Here is a 20,209-nt window from a genome sequence, read left to right on the forward strand (position 1 = left end):
CGGTGGAGTGGAGTCATGAGCAGTGAAAGTCAGGGGGCCCTGCCGGTTCGCTGGGGACCGCGCGCGGAGCCGATGGAGCCGCTCGCCGTCGTCGGCGTGGGAGAGGTGGCGCACGTGCTCGCGCGACGGGCTCTCCAGGAGGACGACGCGAGGCTGGGCGCGTGGCGCGGTGTCGCGGGGCAGGGCGTCCTTGTGCTGTTGGGCGCAGCGGAGTCCCTGCCTTGGGTGGATGGTGTCCTGTACCTGGGCCGCGACAGCACCGCGCCGTCACTGCTGCTGCCGTGTGCGCTCGCGCCTGACGTGGTGGCCTCGTTGCTGGAGCGTGCGCTGCTTGCGCTGGTGGGGAACACCGCGACGCCGCTCGCCGTGCTTCCAGGCCCGCTTCAGCTCGTCTCGGTGGCCTCGGCTCGGCCGGTGCATCGCGCCACGCTCGTCGCGTGGCTCGCTGGCGAGGAAGCCGTCGCGGGAAGGGACGGGGCGTCTTGAGCTCGCTGCCTCCCGCGCTGCGCCCGTGGGCGGAGTCGCTCGCGCTGTTCCCCGAGGAACTGGCCGTGCACCTGGGACCGTTCGTGGCCCGGCTGTCCGCGGCCATGGGGACGTTGCGGCCGCGTGGAGAGACAGAGGGTGGCGAGCCCCAGGGCTATGACGGAATCACCCGCCGGGGCTCCTTCGACCGGCTGCTCGTCAGTGAATGGCTGTGGGCCCTGGAAGCTCCGGACGAGCTGGTGCGTCGCGCCGCTTACGGTGAGCTGTCCTTCCTCAAGCCCGCCTTCCGCCAGCCCCAGGGTGCGCGCCGCATCGTCGTCCTGCTGGACGCGGGACCCGACCAGCTCGGCAACCCTCGCATCGCGCACCTCGCGCTGCTCATCGTCATGGCCCGCCGTGCCCAGGCAGCCGGAGCCTCCTTCGCGTGGGGCGTGCTTCAGGCCTCGCCCGAGCGCGGCACCTATTCCGAGGTGACTCCCAGCGTGCTGCTCACCTGGCTCGCCGCGCGCGACGTGGAGCCCCCCACCGCCGAGCGACTCGCCGCATGGCATGCGGCTTTGTCCCTGGGGGACGCTCCGGAAGAGACGTGGCTGGTGGGGAGTGCTCGCCTCGCGCGGCTGCCCGGTGCTCAGTCGATGTCCCGCATCGAGGTGATGGAGGTGCTGGTCCCCGAGGAGCGCAAGCTCACCGTGGACGTGCGTCCCGCCTCCCGTCCGGTGCGTTCAATCGTGCTGGACCTGCCGCCTCCAGACGACAGCATCCGTCTGCTGAGGGACCCGTTCCAGAGTCGCGTCGCGAAGCCCGTGTCGATGGCCGGACGTCCGAAGGCCAGCTCGTTCCACTTCTCGGCGGACGGCTTCCGGCTCGTGATGTTCCACTCCGACGGCGGCGTGTCCGCGATGGCGATTCCCGACTCGGTCAGCTCCACCGCGCCTCGGCCTCGACGCATGAAGCTCCAGCCCGGTCATCTGATGCTGGCCGCGGGGTGGCGCTCGAATGGTGGACTGCTCGCGTTGATGGAGCGGGCGGACCGCTATGTCCTCCACGGCACGCTCAAGTCCCAGCCTCCCCGGGCCGACGCGAGTGAGCGGCGCCCGGTGACCGAGCGGTGGACGCCGGGCCACGCGTCGGAGCGCCCCGCCGCGCATTCAGGCCTCGGCCGGCTGTTCTCGTGGAGGGACCGCGATGGAGAGTCGGTCCTGCTGCTGACGCGGACCGGAGAACTCTTCCTCGTCTATCTGGTCAAGGCCGAGCACAAGGTCGAGTTGATGGCGCTGGACAACTCGGTGACGGCGATGGCTCGGATTCACGGCAAGCTCGTCTACGTCCGGAGTGGCCCCAGCGTCCCCGTGGGCACGGGGTTGCGGGGCTTGTATCCCGTGTCTCCGAATCCGCCCAATGTCTGCAAGCCTGTCTACATCGCGCCCTTGGAGGGGCCGCCCTCGCCCGCGCGGACGACGCTCCATGTCGTGGGGCCGGACGCGTCGACGAGCACGGTGCTGGAGGCACGAGGGGGCGAGGCCTTCTTCGGTCACGCGGTCGGAGTCAAGGTGCCTGGGGACTCGGGGTTGCTCGCGATGAGTCACGGGCCGAGAGTGTGGCGACTGTTTCTAGAGGGCTCCGTCCAGGACATCATGGTGCCTCCAGGCTTCTTCGTGGTCGGCGTGGGCTGCTGGCACGGCGCTCCGGGGCAGGCCGGGTTGGTGGTGCTGGGACCGGATGAGCGCACCTTGTCGTGGTTCGGCGCGAAGGAGCACCACGTGCTCACTCGGGCCTCGGCTCCGGTGGTGCACGCGGAGACCAGCCACGCCACGTCGCTGCTCGGCTTGCTCACGCAGACCGGGGAGATGGTGTTGCTGGACCTTCGTGACGGACAGGTGCGCTATCGCGCGACGGCGGAGGGCTCTTGAGGAACTTCGCGCACGCGAGGACCGCGCCGCGCCAGCACGTGCACCGGGGCACGGTGAATGCCTCGGCGTTCTGGTTCGACCCGGAGCTGCTCGGCGAGCAGGTGGCTCGGCGTCGGGTGATGGCGCTGTGGGCGCCGGGCATGTCCGTGCTGTTCGTGGCGGGGGGATATCTGCTGCGGTCTCCGCGCGTGCAGCGCGTCTCGACGGCGTCGAGCCCGGGGCTGCCCCTCACGCTGGAAGGCGGTGTGCTCACCTCCGCGCCGCTGACCGCGTCGGAGTGGGGGCGGTTGGGCGCGGCGAGGGATTCGCTCGTGCTCGTGCGCTCGGGCCACGCCCAGGTGCATTCGCTGTCGGGCGCGCGCGTCGTGGACCTGTCCTCGTGGTTCGACGTGTCCGCGTGGACGGTGCTGCCCACGAAGGGGTTGGGGGCGCCACCACCACCCGTGGCTTCCGCCGTCGAGCCCATGGCGCCTGTCACCCGCGCCTTCTTTGGTGGCTCCATTCCAGAGCCGTCGCGAGAAGCACGTGTGGTGATGGCGCGGATGGAGGGGCGCGCTCTTCCGCCCGAGGTCGTGGTGGCCAGGCGTCCGGGATTGCTCGCGCGGCTGCGCTCCGCCTGGAAGAGGTCGTCCGCCGCGGGCCCGGGTCCTCGTGATGATGTCGTGGGTGCGCGCGCCGGGATGTTGTCGCGACTGCGTGCCCTGTGGGGAGCATCGTCGAAAGTGTCGAGCGGGGCGACGTCGGGAAGCGAGGGCCCTGGAATCGTCGGCAGGTGGCTCGGACTCCTGGCGGCATGGCTGGGCCGTGCGTCCTCCACGGCGGGCGCGCTGCCCTCGGGGGACGGCAAGGGCACCTCCACTTCTGGCGCGCGGCGCAATGCCCTGACTCCGAGGACGCCATCCCTGCTGAGCCGTCTGTGGGCGGTGTTTCGTTCTCGCTCGGGGACGCAGCAGGCCCCCGGAAGCGGAGCGGGGGCTCGTCCCACGTCACCCCGGCCCTCGGGTCCTCCTCCGGGCCCCGGGCCGCTGTCGCGCCTGTCCCAATGGCTGGTGCGCAACACGCCCCTGGGAGACCTGCTCGGGCGCCGCAAGGCGGAGTACCTGCGCCGCCTCTTCGAGATGTTCGAGGGCGGCGACCTTCACGAAGCGCTGCGCCACGCCATCCCCCTGGGTGGGAACCTGACCGCCAACACCCGCGAGGCGCTCGGCCTGCCGGGGCCGAGAGAGGAACTCAAGCTCCAGCTCGGACCGCGCGGTCCGGCCTCGACCTTCGCTGGAGGCGACGCGCTCTTCGAGGCGCTCCGCCAGCGCTACCGCGCCGCCTTGCAACGCTTCGAGCGCGAGGGTCGCATCGACGAGGCCGCGTTCATCCTCTCCGAACTGCTCGGCGCTCACGAGGAGGCCGTCGCCTTCCTGGAGCGGCACGGGCGCTTCAAGCTCGCGGCCGAACTGGCCGAAGGACGCGGACTGCCACCGGGGCTGGTGGTGCGTCAGTGGTTCCTCGCGAAGGACTTTCGGCGCGCCATCGATATCGCCCGGCGCCACAACTGCTTCGCGGACGCCGTGCTGCGCCTGGAGCGCACGCACCCCACCGAGGCGAACGCGCTGCGCCTCTCTTGGGGCCAGTCACGCGCCGACGCGGGAAACTGGGCCCAGGCCGTCCACGCCATCTGGCCGGTGCAGGAGGCTCGGCCCCAGGCGCGCGAGTGGCTGGAGCGCGGCGCGGAGGTGGGCGGCGTGAGTGGCGCGCGGCTCCTGGCGCTGTGGGTCGGCTCGATTCAGGGAGGGCTGGAAGCGGCGCGCCCTCGCGTGCTCGCGCTGCTGGACGATGACTCCTCGCAGGGCCCTTCGGAGCGGCTGGCCTTCGCCCAGGCCCTGCTGAAAGAGCCTGTGTCCGCGGCCCGCGCCGCCGTGCTCGTCCCCACCGCGCGCGCCCTCCTGCGGGACCGCTCCCTGGGCCGGGCCCACTTCCTCTTCGAGTTCATCCCCCAGCTCCTCCAAGGCCTGCCGGACGGCGCGCTGCGCGCGGACCTGCCCGCGCTGGTCCCTCCAGCCCAGTCCTCCTGGGTCCACGACACCCGGCGGACCCTGCTGATGGCGACGGCCTCACTCGCGGACGCGGGACCCTTCCCCATCCACGACGCGGTGGCGCTCCCCGGAGACCGGCTCCTGCTCGCGCTGGGCGAGGCGGGCGCCGTCCTCATGAGCGCCGAGGGCCGGAGGCTCGCGCACTTCGATGTGCCCGCCTTCTCCCTGGTCGCCTCGCTCCATGGAGACCGGGTGCTGGCTGTCGCCCCGCGCGGCGAGGTGCACCATGTGTCCCGGGTGGACGTGGTGCGGCGTCGGGCCACCACGTGGTGCGACGTGTCCATGAACGCGTGGGCCCCCACCTACGACGGCGAGGTGTGGTTCGTCGCGTCCAGGCACACCGTGATGATGCTGGATGCCCAGGCCCCCGAGCCGCGTGCCCTGTGGCGCGTGTCGGAGGTGCAGGGGCTCGTCGCCTGGCTGGCCGCGAGCGAGACGCACGTGTGCTTCGTCACCTCCGATGCGGAGCGCTGGGTCTACGAGCTGGGGAACGGTCCCACCCTGCGCGTGCGCGACTCGTTCATGCCCCGACGGGAAGGCGTCTCCGTCCTGCTCCTCTCCTGCGCCCTCACCGCCGATGGCGAGGTGCGCGCTTCCGTCCACTTCAGCGACCGCGAATACCCCCGCATCACCGACGCGGACTGGCTGTGGGTGAAGCCGCTGGGGTCCCGCCTCGCCACGGCGCTGCCCGCGGACCAGGAGTCCCTGGAGCGCGTGAGGGGCTTCCTCTCGGAGTCGTGGCGCGCGGAGCTGGTGTTCGTCAACGAGGTCTGGCGCGTCCGCCTGTTCGACGCGCGTGACATCCTCCGGGCGCGGCTCACCTTCACCACCGACGGGGATGAGCAGCTCCCACGCGTCCAGCTCACCTCCACCGCGCTGCTCGTGTTCGACCCCCGGGGCCGCCTGCTGTGGCTGGACCTGGAGCACGGCACGGTGCGCAACGGAGGGCCCGCGTGAGCCGCGTCGTCAGGACGGCTTGAGCAGGTGAGCGGGCAGGTCCACCGACGTGCCGCGCAGCACGCGCGCTTCGTCGTCCACCTCCAGCACCACCCGCACGCCCTCCACGGAGACCATCAGCGCGGGAGGCGTGCCCGGCAGCGCCATCAGCCACGTGGACGCCATGGGCAGCTCGGTGCCCACCAGCTCCGCCGCGTGGAGCAGGTGCATGCGCACCGCGTGCCCCACCGAATGCGGCAACAGGCGCAGCGGCAGCGCCACGTCCTCCGCCAGGCTCAGCGCATACGGGCCGGAGGACTCGCGCGCGCTCAGCTCCGGCGGATACCGGAGGTTCGAGCGCAGCGCCGTCAGCATCGCCTCCGGCACGTGGGGCTTGCGCAGATAGCCCACCACGCCACCCAGCGGCACCTCCTGTCCGCTGAGTGACTCGGAGAACATCAGCACATTCAGGTGCCGCAGCCGCGCATCCGTGCGCAGCTGCCCGTACAGCTCCCAGCCATCCATCCTCGGCAACACCAAGTCCAACAGGATGAGGTCGGGGTGCCCCGCGCGAGGCCGCGTGCGCAGCCAGTCCAGGGCCTCCACGCCGTCCGAGGCGTGGCTCACGGCGACGCCCTCCGCGTGGGCCGCATCGGCCAGCCGTGACCGCCAGGAAGGGTCGTCCTCGACGAGGAGCAGGTGACGTAGGGCCTGAGACATGGTGCCGGGGGGAAGAGACCTGTTTCAGATACCGCGCGCCAGCATTTCCCGCCTGTTGGACGCAGCGGGGCCCGTTCGGTGGAAGACAGCCGGAGAGGTGACGCACGGCGGCGCGCGGGAAGTCCAGATTCGTGGAAGTTGGAAGAGCACCAGTCTCATTGACCCTGGGCACGTCTTGTTGGCCACGCCCAAGGTGGTCACCCTGAGTAGGACCATGGCTCTTCGTCTTCAGCTCGCGCCTCCTGCATTGCGTACGCTCGACAAGTGTCCGGCCCCGGTCCGGCAGCAACTCCAGGGGGAGCTGGCCGCGCTGGCCGCCGGACTGCCACTCGAGGGGCCGCTGCTCCCGGAGGAAGTGGGACTGGTGGTGCTGGGCTCCGGCTTCCGCGTGCACTACCTGCTGGAGCAGGAGCACCGCCTGCTGCGGCTCACGGATGTGATGGCGCCCGCGTCGTCACATTGAGCGACAGTCGCCGCGAGCCTTCGGGGATGTCGACACGAAATGAAGTGTGGCCTGGATGGCGCATGGCTTCTGCTCGGTTGTAGACGGGCGGGCGAGTGCCCTAAATCCACGCGCACCTCGTGCCCGGCCCCGGGGCACTCCTTCCGACACGCCCTTGCCCATCCCCCTGGCTGACTTCCTGCTTCAGAACCGCGACACCATCCTGCAAGCGTGGGAGGCGGAGGTCCGCTCCATTCCCGCGGCCCAGGCCCTGGCGCGCCCCGCGCTGCGCGACGGACTGCCCCACCTGCTGGAAATCATCTCGGCGATGATGCGCGGGCCCGACTCGGAGCTGGCCGCGGGGCTGAAGGCCATCAGCGACGACCACGCCCTGGAGCGGCTGGGCGGGGGCTTCGACCTTCGGCAGGTCGTCGCCGAGTACCGGCTCTTGCGAAGCTGCGTGTTGCGCCTGTGGTCCGCGCGCGGCCACCCGACGCCCCGTCCGGAGGAGGAGCGCATCTTCCACGAGGCGATGGACGAGGCCGTCGCCTCCGCCGTCAGTCGCTACACCCGAGCGCGCGAGCGCACGTTGCATGCCATGGACCTCATCAGCGCGGCGGCGCTGGGCAGCCCCGACGTGGCGGGCTTCCTGCTCCGGCTGCTCCAGGTGCTGCGCGACACGGTGCCCGCGGTGGACGTGGCCGCGGTCCTGCTGCGCGACGGCGAGGACACCCTGCGCGTGGAGATAGGCGTGGGGGAGGGCGTGGAGGTAGGTGGGCGTGTGTCCGTGGGGCAGGGCTTCGCCGGCACCATCGCCGCCACACGCCAGCCCTTGCTGGTGCACGACGCCAGCCTCGACGAGCGGGCCCACTCGGCCGTGGTGCGCACCGCCGACGTGCGCGCGCTGTACGGCGTCCCGCTCGTCCTGAACGACGCGCTCATCGGCGTGGCCCTGATGGGCAGCCGTGGCAGCACCGAGCTGTCCGAGGAGGACCTCCTGTTGTTCCGTGCCATGGCGTCGCGCGCCACCGCGCTGGTCGCCCAGGCCCAGGCCCGCGCGGAGGCGAAGGCGTCCCTTTCTCGCCTGCGCGAGAGCGAGGCCGGCCTGCGGCGCTGGGAGGAGGTCTTCTTCGGCCTGGGCGTCGGCGTCGTCGTGGTGTCCGCCCAGGACGACACGATGCTGGACGTCAACCCCGCCTTCGCGCGCATGCACGGCACCACGCCGGAGAGCCTCATCGGCCGGCCGCTGGAGACGACGATTGCCCCCGAGGCCCGTGGAATGCTCCCGCGCCACGCCACCGCCGCGAACTCCAAGCTCTCGCACGAGTACGAGTCGCTCCACCTGCGCGAGGATGGCAGCCGCTTCCCCGCCTTCTCCCACGTCACCGCCTTCCGCGACGAGACGGGGCGGGTGTCACGGCGCGTGGGCACCGTGCTGGACATCACCCAGCGCCGCGTGGTGGAGGCGGACCGGCAGCGGCTCTTGTCCACCATCGAATCGGAGCGCGCGCGCCTGGCCGCCGTGCTGGAGCAGCTGCCCGCGGGCGTCTTCATCGCGGACGCGCCCAGCGGCCGGCTGGTGCTCGCCAACCGGCAGGTCTCCGAGCTCACCGGGCGTCCCTTCCTGCCCATGTCCAACGTGGACACCTTCACCAGCGCCTACGGCGCCCGCCATCTGGAAGGGGCGCCGTATGCGCCGGACGCGTGGCCGCTGGCGCGCACCCTTCGCACGGGCGAGGTGGTGCAGGGAGAGGAGGCGATGCTGAAGCACGCGGACGGCCGGACGCTCACGGTGCTCGTCTCCAGCGCGCCCATCCGCGACAGGGACGGAGCGCTCATCGCCGGGGTCGCCACGCTGGCGGACGTCACCGAGCGCCGCCGCGCGCAGGAGGCCGCGCTCCAGGCCGCCCGCTTCGGTGAGCGCCTCATCGCCATCGTCAGCCACGACTTGCGCAACCCCCTCAACGCCATCCACCTGTCCACCACGCAGCTGCTCCACAGCGAGGTGCTCGCGGAGCGGGAGCGCCGCTTCGTCACGCGCATCGCCCGCTCCAGCGCGCGGATGACGCGGATGATTTCGGAGCTGCTCGACTTCACGCGCGGGCGGCTGGGCGGAGGCATTCCCATCCAGCGCACGCCGGGAGACCTGCGGGCGGTGGTGCGCCAGGGCGTGGAGGAGCTGGAGGCCGCGTGGCCGGAGCGCTCCCTGCGGGTGGAGGGCGGCGCGGGCCGCTATGACGGCCAGTGGGACGCGGACCGGTTGCTCCAGGTGGTGAGCAACCTGGGCGGCAACGCGCTCCAGTACAGCAAGCCGGAGGCGCCCGTCACCCTCACGCTGACGGACCTGGGCGACGAGGTGAGGCTGGAGGTCCACAACCCCGGAGAGCCCATCTCCGCCGAGGCGCTGCCCCACCTGTTCGACCCGTTCCGCCGCGCCACCAGCAGCCACCAGGGCAGCAGCATCAGCGGCGGCCTGGGCCTGGGCCTCTACATCGTCGAGCAGGTGGTGAAGGGCCACGGGGGCCGCATCCAGGTGACCTCCACCGAGGCGCACGGCACCGTCTTCCAGGTGACGCTCCCGCGCGCGCCTCCGCCGGCCTGAGTCGTCAGTCCCTCAACCCGCGGCGTTCACCACGCGGGCGAGCGTCGCGCGCAGCTCCCACAGGTCCACCGGCTTGGGCACGGCGGCCTGCACACCGTCGGGCAGGGGCTGGCTGCTGCCGGCGCCGGATACGACGACGACGGGCAGGGCGTTCAGCGTGGCGTCCTCGCGGACATGGCGCATCAGCTCCCACCCGCTCATCACCGGCATCATCAAGTCCAGCAGCACCGCGTCCGGACAGGGTGGACGTCGCAGGCGCTCCCACGCCGTCTGGCCGTTGCCCGCCGTCTCCACGGCGAAGCCCTCCATCGTCAGGAACTCCTCCAGGAGCTCCCGGCTGTCAGCGTGGTCTTCCACCAGGAGGACGAGGCTTGGCGTGCACATGGAGACTGAGACTCGTACCGAAGTCTCAGTCCTGCCAGCCGCACCGCGTCGATACGTCCTCGCGGGGACGGTGCGGGTGTTCGCCAGCGCACGCTTCCGAAAAACAAGGGGTGTGCGGGGATCAGCTCGCGGGGTCCTCCTCCGGCAACAGCCTGTCCTCCAGCACCTCCTCGGGAGACTCCCCGGCCTGTACGCGCAGAGAGGCGTACCTCAGGCCCGTCACCTCCGCGAGCGCGTCCGCGCGTCCGAAGACGAGCCCCGCGCGGCGCGCGTACAGCCGCAGCGTGCGCGCCAGCTCCGCGCCGGTGCCGAAGCGCTCCTCTCGCTCGGGCGCCAGGGTGCCTCGCAGGAGCGGCTGGAAGGCCACGGGCACCGCGCGCAGCGCGTCCTCCAGGTCCTCGCGGCTGTAGGCGCGGATGCGACGGCGCAGCTCCCGCGCCGCGGCCAGGCTGACGGCCTCCTGCATGGCCGAGTCCAGCGCGTGCACCTCCTCCGCGCTGTCCTGGGAGAGGGCCCGCTCGCGGCGCTGGCGGCGCTCCGCCTCGAAGCGGTCCGCGCCCTCGAAGAGGTGTCGGCCGGTGAGCAGTTGGAGCAGCACCAGCCCCAGGCTGAACAGGTCCGCGCGTCCGTCTAACGCCTGCCGCGCGACGTGCTCGGGGGCGGCGTAGGCGAGGCTGGTGGGGTGCTCCTGCGCCTCCGGAGCGCCGGAGAGCGTGGACGACGCGGCGCCGAAGTCGAGCAGCTTCACCGCGCCGTGCTCGGTGATGAGGATGTTGTGGGGACCGACGTCGCGGTGGACGACGCGCAGCGGCCGGCCGTGCTCGTCGGTGAGGGTGTGCGCGTGGTGCAGCGCCTCGGCGACTTCGGCGGCGACGTAGAGGGCGAAGCCCTCCGTGAAGGGCAGGTGGGCGCGGGCAGAGGCCTCCATGAGCGAGTCCAGCCGGTGTCCCGGGGTGTGCTCGAAGACGAGCACGGGCGCGTCATCGGGACCCTTCAGGTCATGCACGCTGACCACGTTCGGGTGGTGCAGGAGCGCGGTGAGCCGCCCTTCCTCCAGGAGCCGGTGCGCGGCCTCGGCGCGCAGTGGACGCTTGATGACCGCGTAGCCTCCGAAATCCGACTCGTAGCGGCGGCGCGCGAGGAGCAGCTCCCCGTGGTGCGCGGCGCCCAGCGACTTGACGAGCTCATATGAGGCGCGACCGGAGCGCAGCAGCACATGCGGCTGGGCGGAGGCGTCGGACGACGGGGGCGACATGGCGACTCTCCTCATGACGGACGGACCCGACGGGCCCGCGGACTCACTCGGAGAGTATGGTCGTCCTCCGGCGGGAAGTCACCTCATGGGTAGTGTCCGCCCCGGCCGCTGCTTCAGGCCCCCGAGGCCGGCTTCAAGAGCCCGTCCTGTCGTGCGTACTCGCGCACCTGCGCCACCTCGTCCAACAGCCGCGGCGAGTCCGGGAAGACCTTCTCCGCGCGCTCCGCCAGCCGCAGCCCCTTCTCCAGGGACTCCTTCGTGCGCGCATCCCCCAGGCTCCGCAGCATGCCGGCCCACGCCTGCTCCAGCGTCTTCAGGGCCTGGTTGGAGCCCTCTTCCCACAGGGCCATCGCGTCGTCCTCGCGGCTGCGGATGACGTCCAGGAAGTAGCCCAGCTCCACCAGCGGAACCGCGTTGCGGCGCGACACGGAGACGGACTGTTCCAGCAGCCGCTGCACCTCCGCGAAGGCGACCTCCGGGTCCACGCCGGGCTCCTCCGCGAGTTGGAGCAGCCGCGCCAGCTCCAGTAGCGCGGGCGCGAAGGTGGGGGCGTCCCGCGTCAGCTCGCGCAGCAGTCGCAGCTGCTCCGGGCTGGCGTGGTTGGTGTCGCCAGCCTCGCGAGTGGTCAGCAGGCGCTTCATCAGCTCATCGGCGGTGGGGTGCCCGGCCATGGTGGGTCCTCTGTCTTCGAGCCTGCCATTTTTAAGGCGATGTCTTGATTTTCGGCTTTACGAATGGGAGGTGTCAAGCGCCGAAGCCGAAGCGTCCAGGACCTGTCAGGAGGGGCTCGCCTTGCGTGGGAGGTCTTGTCACAGGTGCTGGACCTCCTGGGTTCTGAGGAGGTGCTGCCTCAGAGGGAGCGGAGGAGGGCGTCAGAGGAGGGACTCGGACGGAGCGTGGGGGCGTGGCGGGTGGGCGGCGGGTCTGGCGGGGACCGGGAGACTACCCGCCATATCGGTATTTCGCCTGATGACTTGCTGGGTTATAAGTCCTGTCGGACACGCGTCCGAGGACGGCCTGTGCCTGTGTGGGCCGGGGCCTCGGCCCGTACTCATAAGGTTGACGCGGTGAAGACCCACCCTGAAGGTTTCGCCTCCACCCGCAAGTCGCCCCGAGGACGCCTGGGACGGCCGAGCGACCGCGCCCGGCAGTCGCGTCAACAACTGGAGCGTCGCCTGGCGGTGAGTGTGGGCGAGGAGGCGCGGTCGGCGCGGATGCGCGCGGGGCTGACGCAGGCGGATGTGGCCGAGCGCATCGGCATCGCCGCGGAGGTCTATGGGCGGATGGAGCGCGGGAAGATGATGCCCAGCGTGCCGACGCTGTTCCGGCTGTGCCTGGCGCTGCGCTTGTCGGCGGACGTGGGGTTGGGGCTCGTCACCGCGGCGTCGGTGGGGGCCGCGCTGTGGGAGGAGGACTCGCGGGACAAGGACCACCTGCCTGAGATGCGCCGCCTCATGCGCACGCTGCGTCGCATGTCGCGCGGCCAGCTCAAGCTGGTGAACCAGGTGGCCTCGGCCATCCTCCCCCAGCGCTGAACGCGTTTTCGGAACCCGAGCGAACCCAAGCGAGCCCGAGCAGGCGGGCGTCACCTCGCGCGACGTCTTCGCGGCATTCAGTGCGCGTGGGCCTTCGTGGTAGATGCATGAGCGTGGCCCTGGCCCCGGCAATCGCGGGCTCGAGGTCGGGAGCGCTTTGGGATGCATGGGGCTGACTCCGAGTCCTTCGAGTGGGTGTTGCGGTCCGCGGGCGAGTCGTCCTCCGCCCGCCTGCGCGACGCTCCGGGCGCCAGGGAGGCCGTGGAGCGGGCCTTCACCCAGGCCGCTTCGCTCTCCGCCGCCGCGCCCGAGCCGCGTGCCTTCGCTCGACACCTGGGGGCCTGGCTCTCGCGGGCGGGGGACCCGGTGCTCGCGTTGGAGCGACTGCATGCGCGGGATTTCGCGCTCGCGCTCGCCTGCGCCGAGGGACTGCCGGCGGCCACCACGCTCCTGGAGCAGGAGGTCCTCCTCGCGCTGCGCGTTCCGCTGTCTCGCATCCATCCCTCGCCGGTGTTCGTGGACGAGGTGCTGCAGGTGCTCCGGGCGAACCTCTTGATGCCTCGCGCGGACGCGCCCTCGCGGCTGCTGGGTTACGCGGGCGTGGGCCCGCTGCTGCACTGGGTGAGTGTCTCCGCGGTGCGGCTGGCGTTGAGGATGCGCAAGGCTCAAGGAGAAGAGTCCCTGGTCGATGCCGAGGTGCTCGCCGCGCACCCTTCGCCGGGAGGGCTGGAGCTGGGCTTCGTCCGGGAGGAGGCGCGGGGACACGTGCGCGCGGCCTTCATCCGCGCGGTGGCCTCGCTGGATGATGAGGACCGGGAGTTGTTGCGACTGCACTTCGTGGAGCGACTCTCGCTGGAGCGGATGGGCGCGCTGTTCGGCCTGCACAAGTCCACCCTGTCGCGTCGGCTCTCCTCGGTGCAGGCGCTGTTGGAGAAGCGGACGCGTCGCGCGCTCTCCGAGCGGTTGGCACTGCCCGAGCCGGAAGTGGACAGCCTGATGCGCGCCATCCATGGACGGTTGGATTTGAGCCTCTCGGGACTGCTGGCGGCGCGCGAGTGAGCTGCCCGGACGAGAACACGCTCTCGGGATATGCGAGCGGCGGGCTGGACTCCGAGGGCACCGAAGCCGTGCGCCAGCATGTCTCCGGCTGCTCGGAGTGCCGGAGCGTGCTCGCGGTGCTGGGCGGGTTCCAGACGCCGTCACCGAGGGTCGACGCGGGGCTGCTCGTCACGGGCGCGCGCGTGGGGCGCTACATCGTGCTGGGGCTGCTCGGTGAAGGAGGCATGGGGCGCGTCCATGCGGCGTATGACCCGGAGCTGGACCGCAAGGTGGCGCTCAAGCTGCTGAACCTCGCGCGGCTCGGGGAGGGCTCGCTCACTCAAGCGCGTCAGCGACTGGAGCGCGAGGCGCGCACGATGGCGCGGCTGTCGCATCCGCACGTGGCCCACCTGCATGACGTGGGCGAGTTCCAGGGGCAACTCTTCCTGGTGATGGAGTTGGTGGAGGGAGGCACGCTGCGGCGGTGGTTGTCGGAGAGGCCGCGCACGCGCCGGGAAATCCTCGCGCGCTTCATCCAGGCGGCGGACGGGCTGGCGGCCACCCATGCGCTGGGCATCAGCCACCGCGACTTCAAGCCCGACAATGTCCTGCTGACGCGCGACGGTCAGGTGCGCATCACCGACTTCGGTCTGGCCAACGCGGCGGTGCTGGAGCCGTCACTGGGGGAGGTGCGCATCATCGACGTTGGCCCGGCCAACGCGGCGACGGGAGAGCCGTCACGGGGCGAAGTGCGCATCACCGACGTCAGCCCGACCAGCGCGGCGACACTGGAGCCGTCACGAGAAGCAGAGCCACTCGTCCCCGGCACGGAGCCACTCACCGTCACCGGAGTGTTCCTGGGGACGCCCGCGTATGCGGCGCCAGAGCAGCTTCAAGGAGCGCGCGGTGATGCGCGTTCGGACCAGTTCGCCTTCTGCGTCGCACTGTACGAGGCGCTCAACGGACAGCGGCCCTTCGCGGGCGCCACGAGCGAGGAGTTGCTCGCGTCCATGCTGCGCCAGGAGGTGCGTCCCGAGAAACGGAGCGTGCCCTCGTGGCTCAAGGCCGTCGTCCGACGAGGACTCCACGCGGACCCGTCGCGGCGCTTCGAGTCCATGCAGGTGCTGCGCTCCCGCCTCTCGCAAGAATCAAGCGCCTGGAAGCGCAGCGCCGTGGCGGCGGTGCTCGCGGGAGGACTGGTGGGTCTGGGGTTCCTCGTGTTCAGCCCTTCCTCGGCGACACCGAGCGAGGCCTGTCAGGGCAGTGAGCGGCACCTGGCGGGAATCTGGGACACGTCCGTGCGCGAGTCCACGCATCTGGCCTTCCTGAGAACGGAGGACCCGTTGGCCGAGGCCTCGTTCCAGGCCGTGGCCTCCACGTTGGAGCGGTGGACGCGGGACTGGACGCTCGCGCATCAGTCCGCATGCGAGGCGACGCGCGTCTTCGGTGAACAGTCGGAAGCAGCGATGGGGCTGCGCATGACGTGCCTGGACCAGCGGCTGGGAGAACTGTCGCGACTGACGGTGGCGCTGCAGGGCGCGGACGCGCGGACGGTGGAGCGGGGCTTCAGGCTGGGGACCTCGCTCGGTGGCGTGAGCCGCTGCGCGGACGTGCGCACGTTGCAGGAGGCCGTGTCTCCACCAGAAGACCCGACGGTGCGCGCGGAGGTGGACGCGGTACGCGCCGAGCTGGCCCGGGCCAACGCGGAGCTGCTCGCGGGCCACACCTCGGAGGCGCTGCGCATCGCACTGCCCGCTCGAGCGCGCGCCCTCGCCACGCGGCATCGACCCCTGGAAGCGGAGGCGCATCAGCTCTGCGCGCTGTTGCAGGAGGACGCGGGTGCGTTCGAGGACGCGCGCGCATCACTGGCCCAGGGCTCGCTGGCGGCAGAGGCGGGGCGACACCTGGGCGTGCTCGCGCGGGTGCTGAAGTCCCAGGCCTGGCTGCACGGGTACGGCCTGGGGCGCACCCCGGAGGCGTGGCCCTTCCTCCAGCGAGCACGGGCCGTGGCGGAGACGCTGCGAGACGCCGAGCTGGATACGATGCTGGACCACGTGCAGGCGGAGTTGCTGGAGCAGGAGGGCCGCTTCTCGGAGGCGGAGCCGCTGCTGCGTGCCTCGCTGGAGACCGCCACCACGCGCGGACAGACGCACGCGCGCGCGGAGCTGAGCGGCCGGCTGGGCCTGCTCGCGCGGCAACAGGGGCGCCTCTTGGAGGCGAAGCGCTGGCAGGAGGAGGCGCTGCGGCTGCATGAGGAGCACTTCGGTCCGGCGCACCGGGACACGGGACGGGCCCTCGCGAACCTGGGAGGCACGCTGGCCCTCCTGGGCGAGCTGTCGAGGGCCGAGGCCGTCCTCCAGCGCGCGCTCACCATCCTCCGCAAGACGCTGGGCGAGGAGAACCTGTCGGTGGCGCGGACCTTGTCCAACCTGGCCCTCGTCTACTTCGAGTGGGGACATGGAGCCCAGGCGCGGGAGGCCGCGGACGGGAGCTGGGCCGTGGCGCGCAAGAGCGTGGCCGCCGACAGCCCGGTGCTGATGGGGATGGCGTCCAACCGGCTCGGCGTCCTGGGAGAGCAGGGCGAGCGTCCGCTGGAGCTGGAGCATGTCCGACGCGTCCTCGCGCATCGCGAGCGTGTCTATGGCGCTTCACACCCGGAGGTGGCCCTCGATGTCCACGAGGTGGGCAGGCTGCTGCGCCTCTTGGGGCGTCCGGATGAGGCGCGAGGCTTCCACGCGCGCGGCGTCGCGCTCCAGGAGCCGCTGCTCGCCAAGGGCGAGATGGATGGCGCGGGACTGCGCTCCCTGGCGGATGCCCAACTCTTCCTCGGGAAGGTGGACGAGGCGCGGCGTCACGTGGATCAGGCGCTCGCGAGCATGGAGCGCGATTTGGGCCCCTCCTCGTCCGAGCGAATCGAGGCGCTGCTCCTCCTGGGAGACGTCCAGCTCGCGCGAAGTCAACCCGCCGAGGCCCTGGCGCCGCTGCGCACCGCGCTGGAGGTGCTCACGGCCCGGCAGGTGAGCTCCGCGCGAGTTCCGAGAGTTCGTCGTCGGCTCGCGCGAGCGCTCCGGTTGACGGGCGCGACGCAAGAGGCCTGCGCGGAGGCGCACCGTGCCTGGGAGGAGCTGGCTCCGTGGAGCAAGGCCTACGCCCAGGAGACGGCGGAGGCGCGGGCCGAGTTGGGGCACTGTCGACAAGTTGTGCGTTGACCGATGGCCAGGCTCTCCCAAGAGCGAGCCCTGGTGCGTCCAGAGGCCTGGTGTTCAGCGGCTCGGCAGGCAGAGCGTGTCGGGAGGGCAGCGCTCGGGGCCCATCGCCCCGGGCCTCGCGGGTTCCCTCAGGCGCTCCGCGTCATCGCGCGGCCCCACCGTCTGTTCAGCCGTGAGCGTGTCCTGCTGGGACGCCTCCACGGAGGGGATGAAGCTCAGCGCGGCCAGCACGACGAGCAGCAGTCCGAAGAGCAACTGAAGCAGGCGAGCGCGCACCACATGGATGGTCGGAGGGGCGATCATCCCACGCCCTCCCCGACGACAATCCACGTCCCAGCGGTCACCACGTCCCCCACCGAGCACGTCGGCGGAGCCAGGGGGAGCAGGCAGGCAGCGAGAGACAGGGACGAGGACGGCGGCGTGGCGATGGACGCCAGCCGGCACCAGGACGGGGACAGACAAAGACTCATGACGCGGGGCTCCGGAGTGCGGGGAACTTGGTGAGCCCCCGTGCGCATGTCCTCCCTCCCTCGGGGACAAGCCCCGTGTCGGGTGTGTGACGCGGTGGATGCGCTCCGTCCAACCCGGGACGGAGCCGAAGGTTTCGCGGTTGCTTCTGCTCTGCGGGTGACGACTTCGCCGGAGGGATGCTTGTCACTCCGCTCCGTCCCTGGCCTCATGCGAGCCAGGGGCCCTCGGGAACAGACGTGACGGAAACGATTCGGGGAAGGCGACGCGGAGGACTCGGCGCGCGCGCGTGCATGGCGGTGTGGCTGCTGGCGCTGCTCGTGCCGGTGCTCCCCTCCCATGCGCAGGCCCCGGCACCGTCGGATGCGGGGAGCCCGGACGCGGGAGTGGCCGAGGAGGTGGGCCTGGCGCGCACGGACGCGGGCTGGGCGGTGGATGTCGCGACGCCGGATGGTGGCGGGGTCGAGTCCGTCTTCATCCCTCCCGCGCTGACGCAGGACTCTCCCGCGCCCTATCCGCCCAAGCTCGCCTCGGAGCGCGTGTCGGGCGTCGTCCGCCTGGAACTCCTGGTCGACGACGCGGGCGAGGTGGAGTCCGCCACGCTGGTGCAGGGCGTCCACCCGCTGTTGAACGAGGCCGCGCTGCACGCCGCGCCGTCGCTGCGCTTCACGCCGGCCACCGTGGATGGGAAGCCGGTGCCGGTGCGCCTCGCCTTCGAGTACCGCTTCGAGGCGCCCGTCGTCGCCGAGGACGCGCGCCCCGAGGCCCCCGTCACCCTGCGCGGCCTGGTGCGCACCAAGGGCAACCGACGTCCCGTCGTCGGCGCCACGCTGGTGTCGGAGAGCGCGCCGGATGCGCCGGTGCAGACGGACACCGACGGCCGCTTCGAGGCGCGCTGGCCCTCGGGAGGACACCGCGTCCGCATCTCGGCTCCTGGCCACAAGCCCGGCCTCTTCCGCGAGGCGCTCCGGGAGCAGGAGGCGCTGGAGGTGGTGTACGGGCTGGAGCCGCTCGTCATCAACCCGTACGAGACGGTGGTGCGCGGAGACCGCGAGCGCACCGAGGTCAGCCGCGTCACGCTGCACGACGCGGAGCTGCGCGAGGTGCCCGGCACCATGGGCGACCCGTTCCGCGTCATCATGCTGTTGCCCGGCGTGGGCAGCATGTTGTCCGGCGTGGCGTACCCCGTGGTGCGAGGCAGCCAGCCCGCCGCCACCGGCTACTTCCTGGATGGCATCCGCGTCCCCATCCTCTTCCACCTGTTCCTCGGTCCGGCCGTCATCCACCCGGACTTCATCGACTCCATCGACTTCTTCCCGGGCTCGCCGCCGCCGCGCTACGGGCGCTTGTTGGGCGGCGCGATTGAAGGCCGGCTCAGCAGGCCGAGAGATGACCGCGTCCACGGCAGTGCGTACGCGGACCTCATCAACGCGGGCTTCTTCCTGGAGACGCCGTTCGTCTCCACCGGCACCAACGTCAGCCTCGCGGGGCGCTACTCCTATACGCCGTGGCTCATCGCGCTCGCGGCCAACAAGCTCCAGGACCCGCCGTCGCCGGGCCGCGTCAACCCGCAGGTCGTCCTCGACTTCTGGGACTACCAGCTCCGCGTCGAGCAGGACGTGGGCCAGGGCAAGCTGCGGCTGTTCGCCTTCGGCTCGTCGGACACGTTCGGCTCCGAGGCGCAGGACGAGTTCGGCGACACCGCGCTGCAGTCCATCATCTTCCATCGCGTGGACCTGCGGCACCGACACCCGCTGGCCGGCGGCGAGTTCGAAATCGGCGTGACGTGGGGACTGGACCGCTTCGCCGTCACCAGCAGCACTCCGCCGAGCGACGCGACGTCCGTCTTCATCGACCAGGGCACCTGGGCCGCGCGCCTGAACTACACCGCGCCGTTGGACTCGAAAGTCACGCTGCGCCTGGGCGGCGACGTGGACCACAAGCGCGCCATCGTCGACTTCTACGAGCTGAACCCGGATGAGGAGACGGCCGAGTTCGCCCCGGTGGCGCTGGCCACCTTCCTGGGCGCGTGGGCGGAACTGGTGTGGCAGCCCACGCCCAAGTGGTCCGTGGTGCCGGGCCTGCGCGTGGACAACTACCACCTGTCCCCGGGCATCGACCGCACCGCGCTGGAGCCGCGCCTCACGCTGCGCCACCAGCTCACCGACTCGCTCGTCCTCAAGGGCTCCGCGGGCCTGTTCCACCAGCCGCCCACGTCCCTCATCAGCCTGCCGGTGGTGGACGTGGGGAGCCTGATTCTGGGACTCCAGGAGGGAGCGCAGTTCTCGCTCGGCGCCGAGTGGAAGGCCTTCACCGGCCTGGAGCTGGGCATGGACGTCTACGTCAACCCGCTGGTGCGGACGATTGAACTGACGCCCTTCTCCGACGAGGGCCTGGTGGATGACCCGGACCCGTTTCCCACCCCGGACCAGGACCCGGGCATCCCGGACCGCGACGACATCAACTTCCCCGACTTCACCAGCCAGGGCCTCGCGTACGGCCTGGAGCTGCTCATCCGCCACCCGCTGGGCGACAACTGGTTCGGCTGGCTCTCGTACACGTTGCAGCGCAGCGTCCGGCGCACGCGCTTCTACCGGTACGACCTGGAGGGCAACGTGCTGGGCGAGGCGCAGGCGGACCTGCCCTTCGCCTTCGACCAGTCGCACGTGCTCAACCTGGTGCTCAGCTACAAGTTCTCCAACAGCGTCACCCTGGGCGGCGTGCTGCACTTCAACACCGGCCGCCCCGAGTACGGGACGCTGGGCACGCAGACACACCGCGCGGGCCGCGACAGCTCCGGCCGTCCCTCGTGGGTGAAGGTGGACCGGGACTCCGTGGACCGGCTGCCGCCGTTCTTCCGCTTCGACGTGCGCCTGTCCAAGTCGTGGGTGTATGAGACCTTCAGCCTGGAGGCGTACCTGGACATGCTCAATGTCACCATCAGTCAGGAGACGGTGAGCTTCGAGTACGACGGAGGGAGCGGGCGACCGCTGTCCAAGGAGGCCGTGGGCCTGCCCATCGTCCTGCCCATCCTGGGCGTGAAGGGGCGATACTGAACCCGGGGAGTGATGGATAGCGCACGCTTGCCACTCCTCCCCGTGAGCGACCCCGACACGCCGACCGCCAGCACGGTTTGA

General features: G+C 71.3%; 15 protein-coding genes. 9 read left to right on the forward strand and 6 right to left on the reverse strand.

Features of this window, described 5'->3' with window-relative positions:
- Positions 1-15: 15 nt before the first annotated feature.
- From G4D83_RS38755 to G4D83_RS38765, 3 genes are read left to right on the forward strand one after another with little or no spacing between them, the layout of a single operon-like run.
- The gene (locus G4D83_RS38755; RefSeq protein ID WP_163869957.1) at positions 16-486 is read left to right on the forward strand and encodes a bpX5 domain-containing protein; all 471 of its coding nucleotides are present in this window, start codon (positions 16-18) and stop codon (positions 484-486) included.
- The gene (locus tag G4D83_RS38760) at positions 483-2,396 is read left to right on the forward strand and encodes a hypothetical protein (RefSeq protein WP_163869958.1); all 1,914 of its coding nucleotides are present in this window, start codon (positions 483-485) and stop codon (positions 2,394-2,396) included. Before G4D83_RS38755 ends, G4D83_RS38760 begins: the two co-directional genes overlap by 4 nt.
- On the forward strand, positions 2,393-5,440 hold the full coding sequence (locus G4D83_RS38765) for a bpX6 domain-containing protein (protein WP_163869959.1): 3,048 nt from the start codon (positions 2,393-2,395) through the stop codon (positions 5,438-5,440). The genes G4D83_RS38760 and G4D83_RS38765 overlap by 4 nt, the downstream gene beginning before the upstream one ends.
- A 9-nt stretch (positions 5,441-5,449) precedes the next feature.
- Here the strand turns inward: G4D83_RS38765 and G4D83_RS38770 are convergent, their stop codons facing one another.
- On the reverse strand, positions 5,450-6,139 hold the full coding sequence (locus G4D83_RS38770; RefSeq protein ID WP_163869960.1) for a response regulator: 690 nt from the start codon (positions 6,137-6,139) through the stop codon (positions 5,450-5,452).
- 214 nt (positions 6,140-6,353) lie between these two features.
- On the opposite strand from G4D83_RS38770, the gene G4D83_RS38775 reads away from it, so the two are divergent.
- Together G4D83_RS38775 and G4D83_RS38780 are read left to right on the forward strand one after the other, a co-directional pair.
- Positions 6,354-6,602: a hypothetical protein gene (locus G4D83_RS38775; protein WP_176434720.1), complete on the forward strand. Its 249-nt coding sequence runs from the start codon at positions 6,354-6,356 to the stop codon at positions 6,600-6,602.
- A 154-nt stretch (positions 6,603-6,756) separates the two neighbouring features.
- Positions 6,757-9,183 carry a PAS domain S-box protein gene (locus tag G4D83_RS38780; RefSeq protein WP_163869961.1) on the forward strand — a complete coding sequence of 809 codons (2,427 nt, stop codon included), beginning with the start codon at positions 6,757-6,759 and terminating at the stop codon, positions 9,181-9,183.
- Positions 9,184-9,195: 12 nt separating this feature from the next.
- Here the strand turns inward: G4D83_RS38780 and G4D83_RS38785 are convergent, their stop codons facing one another.
- The 3 genes from G4D83_RS38785 to G4D83_RS38795 form a co-directional block, all read right to left on the reverse strand.
- On the reverse strand, positions 9,196-9,567 hold the full coding sequence (locus G4D83_RS38785) for a response regulator (RefSeq protein WP_163869962.1): 372 nt from the start codon (positions 9,565-9,567) through the stop codon (positions 9,196-9,198).
- Positions 9,568-9,688: 121 nt separating this feature from the next.
- A complete protein-coding gene (locus G4D83_RS38790; protein WP_163869963.1) occupies positions 9,689-10,822 on the reverse strand; it encodes a protein kinase domain-containing protein in 1,134 nt (377 codons plus the stop codon).
- A 113-nt stretch (positions 10,823-10,935) separates the two neighbouring features.
- Positions 10,936-11,493, reverse strand: a complete 558-nt coding sequence (locus G4D83_RS38795; protein WP_163869964.1) for a hypothetical protein — start codon at positions 11,491-11,493, stop codon at positions 10,936-10,938.
- 396 nt (positions 11,494-11,889) lie between these two features.
- Between G4D83_RS38795 and G4D83_RS38800 the strand changes: the two genes are divergently transcribed.
- The 3 genes from G4D83_RS38800 (at position 11,890) to G4D83_RS38810 (ending at position 16,604) form a co-directional block, all read left to right on the forward strand.
- Entirely contained in the window at positions 11,890-12,357 is a 468-nt protein-coding gene (locus tag G4D83_RS38800; RefSeq protein WP_338041967.1) for a helix-turn-helix domain-containing protein, read from the forward strand.
- A 162-nt stretch (positions 12,358-12,519) separates the two neighbouring features.
- Positions 12,520-13,416, forward strand: a complete 897-nt coding sequence (locus G4D83_RS38805) for a transcriptional regulator (protein ID WP_163869965.1) — start codon at positions 12,520-12,522, stop codon at positions 13,414-13,416.
- On the forward strand, positions 13,413-16,604 hold the full coding sequence (locus G4D83_RS38810) for a protein kinase domain-containing protein (RefSeq protein WP_163869966.1): 3,192 nt from the start codon (positions 13,413-13,415) through the stop codon (positions 16,602-16,604). The genes G4D83_RS38805 and G4D83_RS38810 overlap by 4 nt, the downstream gene beginning before the upstream one ends.
- A gap of 54 nt (positions 16,605-16,658) precedes the next feature.
- Here G4D83_RS38810 and G4D83_RS38815 read toward each other — a convergent pair whose 3' ends face one another.
- Both G4D83_RS38815 and G4D83_RS38820 read right to left on the reverse strand, forming a co-directional pair.
- Positions 16,659-16,907: a hypothetical protein gene (locus G4D83_RS38815; protein WP_163869967.1), complete on the reverse strand. Its 249-nt coding sequence runs from the start codon at positions 16,905-16,907 to the stop codon at positions 16,659-16,661.
- Entirely contained in the window at positions 16,904-17,074 is a 171-nt protein-coding gene (locus tag G4D83_RS38820; protein ID WP_163869968.1) for a hypothetical protein, read from the reverse strand. Before G4D83_RS38820 ends, G4D83_RS38815 begins: the two co-directional genes overlap by 4 nt.
- Positions 17,075-17,365: 291 nt before the next feature.
- Between G4D83_RS38820 and G4D83_RS38825 the strand changes: the two genes are divergently transcribed.
- The gene (locus tag G4D83_RS38825; RefSeq protein WP_205522831.1) at positions 17,366-20,128 is read left to right on the forward strand and encodes a TonB-dependent receptor domain-containing protein; all 2,763 of its coding nucleotides are present in this window, start codon (positions 17,366-17,368) and stop codon (positions 20,126-20,128) included.
- Positions 20,129-20,209 lie beyond the last annotated feature (81 nt).

It is taken from the genome of Myxococcus eversor (genome assembly GCF_010894455.1).
GTDB classification, from domain to species: Bacteria; Myxococcota; Myxococcia; order Myxococcales; family Myxococcaceae; genus Myxococcus; species Myxococcus eversor.

Coding starts and splice junctions, on each gene's coding strand:
- G4D83_RS38755 (WP_163869957.1), top strand. CDS start 16: ATGAGCAGTGAAAGTCAGGGGGCCCTGCCGGTTCGCTGGGGACCGCGC.
- G4D83_RS38795 (WP_163869964.1), bottom strand. CDS start 11,493: ATGGCCGGGCACCCCACCGCCGATGAGCTGATGAAGCGCCTGCTGACC.
- G4D83_RS38790 (WP_163869963.1), bottom strand. CDS start 10,822: ATGTCGCCCCCGTCGTCCGACGCCTCCGCCCAGCCGCATGTGCTGCTG.
- G4D83_RS38820 (WP_163869968.1), bottom strand. CDS start 17,074: ATGAGTCTTTGTCTGTCCCCGTCCTGGTGCCGGCTGGCGTCCATCGCC.
- G4D83_RS38815 (WP_163869967.1), bottom strand. CDS start 16,907: ATGATCGCCCCTCCGACCATCCATGTGGTGCGCGCTCGCCTGCTTCAG.
- G4D83_RS38775 (WP_176434720.1), top strand. CDS start 6,354: ATGGCTCTTCGTCTTCAGCTCGCGCCTCCTGCATTGCGTACGCTCGAC.
- G4D83_RS38805 (WP_163869965.1), top strand. CDS start 12,520: ATGCATGGGGCTGACTCCGAGTCCTTCGAGTGGGTGTTGCGGTCCGCG.
- G4D83_RS38785 (WP_163869962.1), bottom strand. CDS start 9,567: ATGTGCACGCCAAGCCTCGTCCTCCTGGTGGAAGACCACGCTGACAGC.
- G4D83_RS38825 (WP_205522831.1), top strand. CDS start 17,366: ATGGCGGTGTGGCTGCTGGCGCTGCTCGTGCCGGTGCTCCCCTCCCAT.
- G4D83_RS38770 (WP_163869960.1), bottom strand. CDS start 6,139: ATGTCTCAGGCCCTACGTCACCTGCTCCTCGTCGAGGACGACCCTTCC.